This is a genomic window from Pelistega ratti (assembly GCF_009833965.1).
GTDB lineage: Bacteria > Pseudomonadota > Gammaproteobacteria > Burkholderiales > Burkholderiaceae_B > Taylorella > Taylorella ratti.
Window position 1 is genome coordinate 782,154 of the sequence record NZ_CP047165.1, and the last position, 14,536, is coordinate 796,689.

Sequence of the window (14,536 nt, forward strand, 5' to 3'; positions counted from 1 at the left end):
AAATTTTACCGTTAAAAATATGAAATACTACGGAATACTATGAAAAGCCTTGAAAAGCTAAAAGCCCCATGGATAGGGGCTTTTAAGGATTTTTGAACTATACTGAAAAAATAAAAATAAGTGAAAAACTATTCCCACTCAATGGTTGCAGGCGGTTTACTCGACACATCATATGTTACTCGATTAATACCACGCACTTCATTGATAATCCGTGAAGAAACTTTAGCCAGTAAAGGATATGGTAGATGTGCCCAATCTGCTGTCATAAAGTCAGACGTTTGAACAGCTCGTAATGCAACAACATAATCATAGGTACGTCCATCACCCATTACACCAACAGATTTTACTGGTAAAAATACGGCAAAAGCCTGTGAGGTTAAATCATACCAAGATTTACCTGTTTCGGGATCCATGTAATTACGCAATTCTTCGATAAAGATAGCATCAGCCTTGCGTAATAAATCAGCATACTCTTGTTTTACCTCACCAAGAATCCGTACACCTAAACCGGGGCCGGGGAATGGATGGCGATATACCATATGATGCGGTAAACCTAATGCAATACCAAGCTCTCGTACTTCATCTTTAAATAGTTCACGCAGTGGCTCTAATAACTGTAAATTAAGTGTTTCTGGTAATCCACCCACATTATGGTGTGATTTAATCGCAACCGCTTTTCCTGTTTTTGCCCCTGCTGACTCAATCACATCAGGATAGATAGTACCTTGTGCTAACCATTTTGCATTGACTAATTTACCTGCTTCTTCTTGGAAAACTTCAACAAACTCACGACCGATAATCTTACGTTTTTGTTCAGGATCAGAAACACCCTCTAAATGCTTCATAAATTGATCCACTGCATTTACTCGGATAATTTTGACACCTAAATTTTTATGAAGGACTTCCATCACTTGGTCGCCCTCATTCAAGCGTAATAATCCATGATCCACAAAAACACAAGTAAGCTGATCACCGATAGCTTTATGAATTAAAGCAGCAGCCACAGAAGAATCTACACCACCCGATAAACCAAGGATAACCTCATCATTCCCCACTTGCTCACGGATATGCTCAATCGCCTCTGAAACATAATCAGGCATATTCCAATCGCCATCACAACCACAAATATCCAACACAAAGCGACTTAATAATGCTTTACCTTGAACAGTATGCGTAACTTCTGGATGAAACTGCACAGCATAAAAACGGCGCTCTTCATCTGCCATACCCGCAATAGGACAAGAAGGTGTAGAAGCCATTAATTTAAAACCAGGTGGTAGCTCTGTTACCTTATCACCATGGCTCATCCATACTTTAAGAAGTGGGTAGCCATCTTTGGTACGACCATCTTCTAAGGTATTTAATAAAGCCGTATGACCATGAACTTGCACCTCTGCATAACCAAATTCACGATGATCTGACCAAGAAACACTTCCTCCTAATTGATTTGCCATCGCTTGCATACCATAGCAAATACCCAATACAGGGACATTAGAGAGGAAAACAGCATCTGTTACTTTCATAGAACCTTCATCATAAGCAGATGAATGGCTACCTGAAAGAATAATACCCTTTAAACCTAAAGAAAGTTGTTCTTTAATAAAATTATCATCCACATCACCGGGATGAATTTCACAAAAAACACCAGCTTCGCGTACACGACGTGCAATCAGTTGTGTTACTTGTGAGCCAAAATCAAGAATTAAAATACGTTGGTGCATAGTTCTACCTAAAATTAATCAGCGCGATAATTGGGGGCTTCTTTTGTAATTTGTACATCATGAACGTGTGATTCACGTACACCTGCGGCAGTGATTTCAACAAATTCAGTTTTGGTACGCATATCCTCAATCGTAGCACAACCACAATAACCCATAGAGGCACGAACACCACCAATTAATTGATAAATAATTGCTAAAACACTACCTTTATAAGGTACGCGTCCTTCTATACCCTCTGGAACAAGTTTATCGGTATTACTACTAGAGTCTTGGAAATAACGATCCGCAGAACCTTTTTCCATTGCGCCTAAACTACCCATACCACGGTAAGATTTATAAGAACGACCTTGGAAAAGGATAACCTCACCCGGTGCTTCTTCTGTACCGGCAAACATACCGCCCATCATACACGCATAAGCACCTGCTGCTAAGGCCTTGGATACATCTCCAGAGAAACGAATACCACCATCAGCGATAAGAGGAACACCTGTTCCCTCAAGTGCTTTTGCAACATCTGCAATTGCCGTAATCTGAGGAACACCAACACCAGCAACAATACGCGTTGTACAAATAGAGCCTGGACCAATCCCTACTTTGACGCCATCAGCACCTGCTTCTACTAATGCTTTAGCAGCAGCACCTGTTGCAATATTTCCACCAATAACATCTACTTTAGGGAAATTTTGCTTCACCCAACGTACACGGTCAATTACACCTTGAGAATGACCATGTGCCGTATCAACGATAATCACATCAACACCAGCAGCAACTAATTTAGCAACACGCTCTTCTGTACCATCACCCACACCAACAGCTGCGCCAACACGCAATTGTCCCAGTGCATCTTTATTAGCATTAGGGTGTTCATGATTTTTGTAAATATCTTTAACGGTTGCTAAACCTCGTAATTCAAACGCATCGTTCACAATGAGAACACGCTCTAATCGGTGTTTATGCATTAACGCTTGAGCATCTTCTAACGTGCTATGCTCTTTCATGGTAACTAAGCGTTCTCTAGGTGTCATGACGTTCGCAATTTTTTCATCTAAACGATCTTCAAAGCGTAAATCACGATTGGTCACAATACCGACAACTTTACCGTTTTCAACAACAGGTAAACCTGAAATACCGTTTTCTTTTTGTAATGCTACTGCCTCACGAACAGTTGTAGAAGGCGATACAGTAACAGGATCAATCACTACCCCAAACTCATGACGTTTAACACGAGAGACTTCAAGGGCTTGTTGATCGGCTGACATATTTTTGTGGATAATCCCAATACCACCCTCTTGTGCCATGGCAATCGCTAGACGTGATTCTGTCACGGTATCCATTGCGGCAGAAACTAAAGGAATATTTAAAGAAATATTACGGGTGAGTTGGGTTTTTAAAGACGTGTCGCGTGGCAACACATTGGAATAGGCAGGTACCAATAATACATCATCAAAGGTAAGTGCTTTTTTAACTAAACGCATGAATTAACTCCAAGCACAAAAATCAATTATACGCTCTTAACACCCTATTTTCAAGCAAATAGCCTTTATTAACACGATAAAACGACTTACTCACTATAGGAATTATTTCGTATTCGTCTTATCAGCTTTACGCATATCAATCAATAGGGATAAGCAATATTTATTTCATCATTAACACTTCTTTTAAAAAAGCAGGCAATCGCATTGATTACCTGCTCTTTTTTACTATTTCAAGAATGCTCTCGCATTCATAAACATACGCATCCAAGGCGAATAATCACCGCCTGTATCTGCTTCACCCCAGCGCTCAGGAGACCATGACATCATCACATTTCGCGTAACACGTTCAGGGTGTGGCATCATAATGGTAAAGCGACCATCTTGTGTTGTTACCCCCGCAATACCATTAATACTACCATTAGGATTGGCAGGATAGGCCTCGGTAATCATGCCATTATTATTGACATAACGCATGGCTGTAGCCACCTGATTTAAATCACCTTGCGCCGTAAAATTAGCAAAACCTTCACCATGAGCAACCGCAATCGGTGCTTGCATACCTTCCATCCCTGTAAAGAAAATAGAGGGTGATTCAGGAATTTCTACCATCACAAGACGTGCCTCATACTTAGCAGAAACATTTTGAGTAAATTTTGGCCAATGCTCTGCACCTGGAATCATATCCGCTAATGTTGCCATCATCTGGCATCCATTACAAATACCCAAACCAAACACGTCAGGACGATTAAAGAAGGCATTAAACTGTTCTGCTAACTGTGTATTAAAACGAATTGTACGCGCCCAGCCTTCTCCTGCACCTAATACATCACCATAGCTAAATCCACCTACTGCCACCAAACCTTGGAAATCAGCTAATTGTGTACGTCCTTGAATTAAATCTGTCATATGCACATCATAAGCCGCAAATCCTGCTTTATCAAATGCCCATGCCATCTCTATATGACTATTACATCCTTGTTCTCGTAGAATAGCCACTGTTGGACGAGTTCCTTTCGCAATATACGGAGCAGTAATTTCTTCTTGTGGATTAAAGGGTACTTTAGGCGACATACCTGGATCAGTCGTATCTACCCAACGGTTAAATTCTGCTAGCGCCGTCTTAGGATTATCACGTTGTTTCATGATTTCGTAACTGACTTTACTCCATTCTTGTCCTAAATCAGTACGGTTAATATCAAAAACTTTCTTACCATCACGATAAACTTCAATCGTATCACTTTGGTTTAAACTACCAATAACATGAGAGCAAAGTGATAGTCCTGCTTCACGCAATACCTGTAATACGGCATCACGATCACTGGCACGCACTTGAATCACAGCACCTAACTCTTCATTGAATAAGGCTTTAAATGTACTTTCATCACGTTGTACAGACACTTGCTCTGGACGGATTTTGTAATCTCCCCAATCCGCATTATTACTGTCAAATGTTAGCATATCTACATTAAGCGATACACCCACATGGCCTGCAAAAGCCATCTCCGCAACAGTAGCAAATAAACCACCATCCGAACGATCATGGTAGGCTAAAATAGCATTATTCTGTGCTAAAGCACGGATAGTCACAAAGAACTTACGCAATAATTCCGCATCTTGAATATCAGGAACCTCGTCTCCAAACTGATTGGTAACATGAGATAATACAGAACCACCTAAACGGTTTTTACCAAGACCTAAATCAATTAAGATAAGGACTGTTTCACCTTGATCGGTACGTAATTGAGGTGTTAGCGTTTTACGTGCATCAGTTACATTGGCAAAGGCAGTAACAACAAGCGATACAGGCGCAATCACCTCTTGTGATACATCCCCCTCTTTCCAACTGGTTCGCATAGATAAAGAATCTTTACCAACAGGGATAGATAAGCCCATTTTTTGACAAAAATCACTTACCGCTGTTACTGTATCAAATAATGCGGCATCTTGTCCTGCAACACCTGTTGCTGCCATCCAGTTGGCTGATAATTTAATATCCTCAATTCGCTCTACATCTGCCGCAACAAGATTGGTTAAGGCTTCTGCAATAGCTACACGCCCAGAAGCAGGTGCATCTATAATCGCTAATGGGCTTCGCTCACCCATTGCCATCGCTTGACCAGTATAGGTATCAAAAGCATCTAATGTTACCGCACAATCTGCAACAGGTACTTGCCAAGGACCAACCATTTGATCGCGTGCATTTAACCCTCCAACAGAACGATCTCCAATCGTGATAAGGAAGGTTTTATTAGCAACTGTTGGGTGACGTAATACCTTACGCGAAATCTCGTTAAAATCAAGACCTACCACATCTACTGGTTTATCCGTTAATACTTCACGGTTTACTTGACGATGCATACGCGGTGGTTTACCTAAAATTACATCAATAGGCACATCAACCGGTCTTACAACAGTCGCTGTTTGTAAACTGGTTGTTCCTTCTTCACCAGGTAAACCCTCACCATCAACAACACGCAAAATACGCTCTTCTGTTGCAATCCCTACCACAGCATAAGGGCAACGTTCTCGTGCACAAATAGCATCAAATGCTTCTAAATTCTCTGGAAGAATGGATAACACATAGCGCTCTTGTGACTCATTACTCCAAATTTCAGCCGCAGACATTCCTGATTCTTCTAGGTGTACCCGTTTTAAATCAAATATAGCCCCTCGCCCTGCATCATTAACCAATTCAGGGAAAGCATTTGATAAACCACCTGCGCCAACATCATGAATAGCAATCACAGGATTGTCCTCTAGCATACGCCAGCACGCATCAATCACTTCTTGTGCACGGCGTTCAAGTTCTGGATTTCCACGTTGTACAGAATCAAAATCAAGGCTTTCGGTGTTAGAACCTACGCTCATACTAGAGGCAGCACCACCACCCATACCAATACGCATACCAGGCCCGCCTAATTGAATCAATAACGCACCTGCTGGAATTTCATTTTTATGGGTTAGTGAGTCATCGATACTACCTAAGCCACCTGCAATCATAATAGGTTTATGATAACCCCATTTTTTACCAGCGACTGATTGTTCATAAACACGGAAATAACCCAATAAATTAGGACGACCAAATTCATTATTAAAAGCAGCGCCTCCAATAGGGCCTTGAATCATAATATCTAAAGGACTAGAGATACGGCTAGGCATACCATGAGAATCCTCTTCCCATGTTTCAGGTAAATCTGCTAAACGTAAATTAGAAACCGTAAACCCCGTTAGACCTGCTTTAGGTTTAGAACCACGTCCCGTTGCCCCTTCATCACGAATTTCTCCACCAGCACCTGTTGACGCACCGGGGAATGGTGCAATCGCAGTGGGGTGATTATGGGTTTCTACTTTCATTAAGGTATGCGTTAAGCGCTCTTTATGGATATAACGCTCGCTCGATGCGGTTCCTGCCAATGGATAAAAACGATTAACCGTTCTTCCTTGCATAATCGCTGCATTATCCGCATAAGCCACTATCGTACCTTCAGGTTGGGCTTTATGCGTATCACGAATCATACCAAATAGCGTTTTCTCTTCTGGTTTACCGTCAATTGTCCACGTTGCATTAAAAATTTTATGACGACAATGTTCACTATTCGCTTGAGCAAACATCATTAATTCCACATCCGTTGGATTACGTCCTAATTCTGTAAAGGCTTTTAATAAGTAATCTACTTCATCTTCAGATAGTGCTAATCCCAATGCAGTATTTGCCTGATCTAAAGCGGCTTTTCCCTCGGCTAAGACAGGAATTTGTTGAAGCGGTTTACCCTCTAATGGTTTCATTAAAATAGAGGCATCAAAATCACTGGTAACAACAGATTCTGTCATACGATCATGCAATAAATCAGCAATTTGATCTGTTTGCTCTGGTGTAATTTTTTTGCTACCTAACCAACCTGATTCTGGCACAATATAATAAGCAATACCACGCTCAATACGTTTAACCTTTGTTAAACCACAATTATGAGCAATATCGGTTGCTTTACTTGCCCAAGGTGAGACTGTACCAAGACGAGGAATAACACGTAATGTAATAGCCTTATCCAATGAACCTTCTGTACGGAAAGGTTTACCATAACAAAGTAGCTTTTCTAGTTGCTCTTGCTCTTGCGATGTTAATGTTGTCTCTGTAAAGACATAATGTTCATAACGGGCATAAATATGGCTAGCAGGAACATTAATCTTTTGGAAATCATCAATAAGTTTTTCAGCTTTAAAAGCAGATATGGCAGTATTGCCGGGGATAAATTGATAAGTCGTCACTTTGTAGCTTCGCTTAAAAAATGGCTTAACACAGATTAAGCAATAATTTTCTCTTTGCTGATATTAAGCCGTAGATTCCATAAAAGCATAGGCAAAAACCTATATTCGTAGAATCTTCTCAGTTGAAAGGAAACCTCTATTTTACTGTTTTTCCTCTTTCTTTTTGTAAAAAATAGATAGCCTTACAAGAAATTTAATAAAAGTAAAAATAAACTTCATCTTTCCTATTAAGTTTGATTTTTTCTTTAAAAATCAGTCAACTATTGAATTTTCAAATCATTCCTTATAAACTTTCTAGGAAAATAACATAAATATATAATTTATATATGTATTTTTTAAATTTTAACGGTATAATATACCTACCCTAAATCTATTTTAATGATAAATTTTGTTGTACTACTATGCCATTTTTGACTAAAAAAGCCCTTAGTTTAGGCACATTATGCTTATTGCTTGCTATGCCAATAGCCTATGCTAATAATAGTATCCCTGCCAATATTTCAACTATGGCAGAAAGCGGAGGCTATATTCATTCTGAAGTTGCCTTAGTGATGTCATTGGATGATAATCAGGTACATTATGCTAAAAATATGAATACTGTTCGTCCGATTGCTTCAATCACTAAGCTCATGACTGCCTTAGTAATTACTCGCTCTAAGGTAAATTTGGATGAAATCATTACGATTACAGATGAAGATATTGACCGTCTCAAATCTTCTAGTTCTCGCTTAATGGTAGGTACATCACTTACTCGTCGTGATGCTTTACATCTTGCCTTAATGTCTTCTGAAAATCGTGCTGCTCATGCGCTAGCACGTACTTACCCCGGTGGGGTCAATGCCTTTGTCAGAGAAATGAATCTTATGGCTCGTCATATTGGTATGACAAGAAGTCGTTTTGTTGAACCAACAGGGCTTTCTCCGCTTAATGTTGCCTCTCCTCAAGATTTAGTCCGCCTTTTGCAAGCGACATCAAAAGAAAAACTTATCCATCAATTATCTACAAGCGATGACCATACTATTATTGCTCGCAATGGACGCCCCCTACAATATCATAATACGAATCGCTTAGTACGAAATAATGATTGGAATATTAATATTTCTAAAACAGGCTATATTCGAGAAGCAGGTAATTGCTTAGTGATGATTTCTAAGGTAGAGGGTAAAGATATGGCAATTGTCTTATTGAATGCCGAAAATAGAAATACTCGCTTTACAGATGCCATTCGAGTTCGTCATATTGTACAAAACGATTACCCTTCTTTATACTAATGATTCTGCACATCTAATCAAGTGAATAAATCGATCCATATTTCTCCAATATTATTGTGATGAAATATGGATTTTTCTTTACATATATCATTCTTACATACCCTTATCTCTTTACGATTAAAGGAAAAATAGAGGTATCGTAGTATTCGTTAAACTAAGACCGTATTATATCATCATGAGTTATATTGAAAAAAAGCCTCGGAAAAATCCGAGGCTATAAGGAGAGGAAAATTTAAAAGGAGAGAAATGTTTGATAAGCAATGGTTATCAAACCATGTATGTATTATGCACGATAACCCATTTCAAAAATATTTCATTTTTTAACAAAATTATTTCATTTCGTTTCGCTTACAATTTACTCACGCTTTTAGACTATCTGCTATCTATATGTAACATTCACATAGGATAAAACGCATTTTAAACAGCACTTAGTGAATAAGATCTTTTTCTGTGGCTGGCTGGGTATCAAGAACTTGTGCTTGCTGTGCTTCTTTCCAATAGCGTAAAGGTACACACGTTAATAAGCGATTTATCATTTGTTTCACCAATACATCATTAAAAGAGTTTGACACATTATTAGCAATATCAATCGTGGCATCACCCTCTAATTGAGCAAGTTTCTCATGTGCATCTATCGCATACTGTGAATCTACTAAGGTATCATTCTTAGCATGTAAAAAATGAATAGTTTGGTTTAAAGATAATGCTTCCTCTGGCAATTCAGCAAATCTAGCCCCAAAACTTAGTATTCTCCCAGCTAAAGGCTCTTCTAGTTTACTTAACTCTAGTACAAGGCTTCCCATTTGCCCTATTCCTATCAGTGCTGTTGCATTAGGCTCTATCTGAAAATGAGACTGAAAAGATTTAATAAATCCCTGTATATCTTGCTGATGGGTACTAACAAACGCTTTTAAATCTTCTTCTGAAAGATTTATTTTTTGTTGAATATGTGTGTAATGTAGCAAGGCATTACTTGGAATAGCCACAACAATACCAGCAGAAGGAAAGGTTTTAGCAATGGTTTGACAAAATCCATCCATCTCTTGGGTATCTACCTGATCCGTAAAAATAAAAAATAACTGTGCAATGCCGCCTCCTTGGGGTTGTAATGCACGTTCAATTGTAAAAACTGACATAAAATAATAACCTACTTATTTTCTTCTATTAAACCCAAAGAAAACACAACAAAATAAATGATTTGTTTACACTACATTATTTCAACGATAAAGAATAGTCAATCATTATAAATCACGCAAAAACGGTTTATTAACTCAAAAAACTACTTTTATCTACTATTTTCTGTAGTTTTCATAATAGTGGATATATTGTTCAACTAAACATCGTATTTTCTAGTATATATTTTGGGTTAAAATACCATTTTAACTAATTTATTTTAAAGAGTGAATGATGTCATTAAAACAACGTGTAAGTGATGCTGTTAAAGAAGCAATGCGTGCTAAGCAATCTGCTCGTCTTGCCACACTTCGTTTCTTACAGGCAGCGATTAAGCAAAAAGAAGTCGATGAACGTATTGAGCTTGCCGATACCGATATTGTCGCTATTATCGAAAAGCAAATTAAACAACGTAAAGAGTCTATCACTGCCTTTGAAAATGCAGGACGCACTGAGACAGCAGAAGCCGAAAAAGCAGAATTAGCGGTATTGAGTGAGTTTTTACCTGAACAAGCATCAGATGAAGAGTTAGCCGCCGAAGTTGCCAAAGTTGTAGCAGAATTATCTGCTCAAGGTATTACAGGCAATCCTGCTATGGGTAAAGCCATGGGGATTCTTAAACCCAAGTTAGCAGGACGTGCTGATATGGCAAAAGTGTCTCAATTACTTAAAACAGCACTAAGCTAATTAGCCATTAAAGGGATTAAACGGGATGTTTCTCTACTCGTTTAATCCTAAATAATATTTTTAGGTATCTATTATCTACGTTAAACATTGTAAGTTTTCTGACTTCTAAAACAAGATAATATATAAGGGTGGTATGCTATTTCATCACTAAAAAAAACAATCACCAAAAAATGACTATCTATTACCTTATCAACAGGCTCATTTTTTCTTATTTTTTACTTTATTCAACTACTTACTTATCTAAAATCCCTATCGTTAAATACATTTTTATATGGTATGGATTATTCACTAACCTTTATCATAACAGTGCTAATTGTTGCACTTGTTCATCTTCAAAAGAACTTAACCCTATTCCTAATAAACGAAAATACTGCGTTGGCATTTCATGAATAAGCTCTGTCAAAATACCTCGCCCTATTCGTTCAATATCCTCTTCACTCTGAAAGGCAATATCAAATGTTTTACTTCGTGTAATAACTTTAAATTCAGCATTTTTTAATTTAACCGTTAAACTTCTTCCAAAACGTTTTTTGCGTAATGTCCGCTCCCAAAGTGATTGACAAAGATGCTGAAAAACACTCTCCATATCTTGAATTCTTATATCTACATCAAACGTTCTTTCTACAGAAATTTGCTTAGTTAATTGACGCTCTTGTACAGGTCGATTATCAATGCCTCTGGCTAAATCATATAATCGAAAGCCATACTTACCAAAATAATGTACTAATTCATCCACACTACAGCTTGCCATATCTTGTATGGTGTACATTTTTAATTGATGAAATTTTGCTAATGTTACCTTACCCACTCCCGGAATTTTTTCTAATGGTAAGGGCATCAAAAATGCCATCACTTTTTGAGGGGGGACAACATAGATACCATTTGGTTTATTCCAATCCGAAGCAATTTTAGCAATAAATTTATTAGGCGCAACACCTGCTGATGCTGTTAGCTGTGTTTGTGCCATGATATCAGCTCGAATCCGTTGAGCAACTTCTGTTGCAGAGGGGATATTTTGTAAATTTTGAGTAACATCTAAATAGGCTTCATCTAGCGATAACGGTTCAATTAAGGGGGTATATTGCTCAAAAATTTGTCGTATTTGTTGCGATACAGAACGATATAAATCAAAATGAGGAGGAATAAAAATCGCATTAGGGCAAAGTTTTTTAGCTTGTACAACAGACATCGCCGAACGCAAGCCAAATTTTCTTGCTTCATAAGAAGCCGCACATACCACCGAACGAGGCCCCTCCCAAGCAACAACAACGGGTAAACCTTTAAGATGAGGTTGCTCTCTTAGCTCAACAGAAGCATAAAAAGCATCCATATCAATATGTATAATTTTACGCATTACTACAGCGAGAAAAAGAAATTAACGTTAAAATGAGACATCTCTTATTTTACAAATATTTTATTCATGATGAAAAAATTTCTTGCTTCTTTTTTACTGATATGTCTATTATCTGCTTGCGCCCAGTCACCTCAAGCACCAGCAGTCCCTGCGGATATTCCTCCTCCTACTGACTTACTATAAAAAGGCAACTATGTCTGAGCAAGATGCACTAGAAACCAGTTTTGAGCGAGAGTTTGATCACGGTTTTGAAGTAAAAACTATCGTGAATCAAATGACCTTATATGTTAGCTTTTATCTAGGCAATACTGATTTTGATTGCCTGCCCGCCATTATTCCTGCTTCGCGTTTTGAAGAAGGTTTTAATGTTCATGTAGGGCAATTAAACCAACAAACACCTGATATTGCTGATGAAATGGAATCCATATTAGCGAATATGGATGATAATGATACCGTTGTTTTCTTCTGCGAAAGTGAAGCTGAAATCGCCGAAGGACTTACTTTTCTAAACTTTTCATCAAACGATCACGCCACCCACTAAACCATTTTACCCATGATTGTTTTTTAATAGAATGGTCATTTGATTTTTTTATACGCTGAATAAAGGCATGTCGTTGTTGGATTTCCTCAATAAAGGGGGAGATATTTTGTACATCATAACAAAGATAAACTCGCTCTCTGGCACGCGTTAAGGCAACGTAAAATACGCGTCTTTCTTCAGCATATAAAAAAGTCTCTTCCTTACACTTAAATAAGGCTAAACGATCCTGTTTCTCTGATGGTAATCCCTCTTCCCCACTATTAACATCTACTATAATCACAATATCTGCTTCTGTCCCTTTAGAGGCATGAATACTCGCACAACGAAATAAGAGTAAGGGATAGCTTGTCTGCCATCTATTCAGCGTCATTTCATCAGGCAATTGATGATTAAATCGTGCCAGAATTAAGCATGTTTTGGGTGCATCAATTTGCAAATCATATAATACATGAGCAAAGACAGTCTCTATATTTTTATGTTCTGTATTTTGCGGCACTAAGAATACTGAATTACGAATACGGGTATCAAAACTACGTAGTTCCTTTTGATACTGGCGAGGATTTTGTTGAACAAAGGTACTACTAATATCCCCTAATTGTTGATGAAACCGAAAAGTCGTATCTAAAGATACCACCTTTACCTCACCAAAATACTGAGCAATATCACGGATATACGTTAATTCACTACCAGCAAATTGGTAAATCGTTTGCCAATCATCCCCCACACAGAATAAACGAATCGCAGGATTTTGCTCTCTCATCGCCTGAATTAACTGTAAACGAGCGAGTGAAATATCTTGAAATTCATCAATCAAAATATCTTGCCAAGGCACAATAAACCGCCCCTCTTTAATATATTGTTTTGCTTTATTAATCATGCCATCAAAGTCAATACTCTTTTCGTCTTTTAAATAATCTTCATACGCTTGCCATAATGGGTATAGTAAGGCATATAGACAATATTGTTTCAGTAAAGGAAAGGTTTTTTCGTCTGAATGGGTTTGATTTTCTTGTAAATATGTTTTTAACCATTGAGAAGAATAACCCATTGATTTTAAATAAAGAAATAAGTTGATTAATAGTTTAAGTAAGCTATCCATCCGACCGACACTATGCGAAAGCATTGGATCTGTATAAATAGTGGATGGTTCAAACATTACCTCATCATCGGCATAGAATATCTGATAGTTAGTACCGTAGTGTTGATGAATATTGTTTAACTTTTGTTGTCGTTGTTGCTGTTCTAAGGATAATTCAGTTTCTTTACAGTCCAATACATCTATATAGAGTTTTCTATCAGGTAAATAAAAAGTACAACAATATGGTTGATAAGGCTTATCTAAATAGATATCCTTTTCATAATGTGCATGGTAACAATAAGGTATGCCTAAAAAGTACAAGCGATTCGCTATCCTTAATTCTGTCTGATTTAAAACATAATCATCATTTAATGTTCGCCGACTCGACTGTTCATCATAAAAAGTGTAATACTGATAGAGCCACTCTCGATAAGATAAATTCTCTTTTCTTAACTGGGAAAAATGCATCTGAAAAAAAGATAACAGGCTATTTTCATCTATCAAGGTACTTACCAAAGGTTGTTGTCCCTCTACAGCACTCACAATATATAAGCCTAAACTATGAAATGTCCTTGCTTGAAATCCCTCTAAAGAGAACCCACCCACAGAAGTAGCAACCTTTTCAATACGTGATTGGATTTCATGTGCCGCATCTACCGCAAATGCTAGCGGTAAAATCTGGTGAGCTTGGTTCAATCCCTTTTCCCATAAATAAACAATTCTCCCCATAAGCGTACTGGTTTTACCCGTTCCTGCGCCTGCTAGTACCAGTGTTGTTTTTGCTTGAGAAGCACAAGCCTCATATTGTTTAGTTGTTAATGGATTTTTTTCTAAATGGGCAAATAGTTCATCTTTATGCATATGGTCTCCTGATTATTTTCTCCTCTTCTAACCATACACAAAAACCCCCTAAAAATAAAGAGCGACTGGGATAAAATTATCCTAGCCGCCCTTTATTTGTCATACTATT

General features: G+C 37.9%; 9 protein-coding genes. 3 read left to right on the forward strand and 6 right to left on the reverse strand.

Annotated features, from left to right (window positions below; translation table 11 throughout):
- Positions 1-128: 128 nt before the first annotated feature.
- The 3 genes from guaA to purL form a co-directional block, all read right to left on the reverse strand.
- Entirely contained in the window at positions 129-1,721 is a 1,593-nt protein-coding gene (guaA, locus tag F9B76_RS03395) for a glutamine-hydrolyzing GMP synthase (protein WP_159990851.1), read from the reverse strand.
- A 14-nt stretch (positions 1,722-1,735) separates the two neighbouring features.
- Positions 1,736-3,196, reverse strand: a complete 1,461-nt coding sequence (gene guaB, locus F9B76_RS03400) for an IMP dehydrogenase (RefSeq protein ID WP_159990852.1) — start codon at positions 3,194-3,196, stop codon at positions 1,736-1,738.
- A 225-nt stretch (positions 3,197-3,421) separates the two neighbouring features.
- The gene (gene purL, locus F9B76_RS03405; RefSeq protein WP_159990853.1) at positions 3,422-7,462 is read right to left on the reverse strand and encodes a phosphoribosylformylglycinamidine synthase; all 4,041 of its coding nucleotides are present in this window, start codon (positions 7,460-7,462) and stop codon (positions 3,422-3,424) included.
- 401 nt (positions 7,463-7,863) lie between these two features.
- On the opposite strand from purL, the gene F9B76_RS03410 reads away from it, so the two are divergent.
- Positions 7,864-8,733: a serine hydrolase gene (locus tag F9B76_RS03410; RefSeq protein WP_159990854.1), complete on the forward strand. Its 870-nt coding sequence runs from the start codon at positions 7,864-7,866 to the stop codon at positions 8,731-8,733.
- Between the two features lie 428 nt (positions 8,734-9,161).
- Here the strand turns inward: F9B76_RS03410 and F9B76_RS03415 are convergent, their stop codons facing one another.
- Positions 9,162-9,869, reverse strand: a complete 708-nt coding sequence (locus F9B76_RS03415; RefSeq protein WP_159990855.1) for a dienelactone hydrolase family protein — start codon at positions 9,867-9,869, stop codon at positions 9,162-9,164.
- A gap of 271 nt (positions 9,870-10,140) precedes the next feature.
- Between F9B76_RS03415 and F9B76_RS03420 the strand changes: the two genes are divergently transcribed.
- Positions 10,141-10,593, forward strand: coding sequence for a GatB/YqeY domain-containing protein (locus F9B76_RS03420; RefSeq protein WP_159992074.1), 453 nt, complete (start codon positions 10,141-10,143; stop codon positions 10,591-10,593).
- 298 nt (positions 10,594-10,891) lie between these two features.
- Here F9B76_RS03420 and dinB read toward each other — a convergent pair whose 3' ends face one another.
- Entirely contained in the window at positions 10,892-11,947 is a 1,056-nt protein-coding gene (dinB, locus tag F9B76_RS03425; RefSeq protein ID WP_159990856.1) for a DNA polymerase IV, read from the reverse strand.
- A gap of 193 nt (positions 11,948-12,140) precedes the next feature.
- On the opposite strand from dinB, the gene F9B76_RS03430 reads away from it, so the two are divergent.
- A complete protein-coding gene (locus tag F9B76_RS03430; RefSeq protein WP_159990857.1) occupies positions 12,141-12,488 on the forward strand; it encodes a hypothetical protein in 348 nt (115 codons plus the stop codon).
- On the opposite strand, the gene F9B76_RS03435 is transcribed toward F9B76_RS03430, so the two are convergent.
- Complete coding sequence (locus F9B76_RS03435) at positions 12,445-14,427, reverse strand: UvrD-helicase domain-containing protein (RefSeq protein WP_159990858.1); 1,983 nt, start codon at positions 14,425-14,427, stop codon at positions 12,445-12,447. The genes F9B76_RS03430 and F9B76_RS03435 overlap by 44 nt on opposite strands.
- Between the last annotated feature and the right edge of the window lie 109 nt (positions 14,428-14,536).

Coding starts and splice junctions, on each gene's coding strand:
- guaB (WP_159990852.1), bottom strand. CDS start 3,196: ATGCGTTTAGTTAAAAAAGCACTTACCTTTGATGATGTATTATTGGTA.
- F9B76_RS03435 (WP_159990858.1), bottom strand. CDS start 14,427: ATGCATAAAGATGAACTATTTGCCCATTTAGAAAAAAATCCATTAACA.
- F9B76_RS03415 (WP_159990855.1), bottom strand. CDS start 9,869: ATGTCAGTTTTTACAATTGAACGTGCATTACAACCCCAAGGAGGCGGC.
- F9B76_RS03420 (WP_159992074.1), top strand. CDS start 10,141: ATGTCATTAAAACAACGTGTAAGTGATGCTGTTAAAGAAGCAATGCGT.
- guaA (WP_159990851.1), bottom strand. CDS start 1,721: ATGCACCAACGTATTTTAATTCTTGATTTTGGCTCACAAGTAACACAA.
- F9B76_RS03410 (WP_159990854.1), top strand. CDS start 7,864: ATGCCATTTTTGACTAAAAAAGCCCTTAGTTTAGGCACATTATGCTTA.
- dinB (WP_159990856.1), bottom strand. CDS start 11,947: ATGCGTAAAATTATACATATTGATATGGATGCTTTTTATGCTTCTGTT.
- F9B76_RS03430 (WP_159990857.1), top strand. CDS start 12,141: ATGTCTGAGCAAGATGCACTAGAAACCAGTTTTGAGCGAGAGTTTGAT.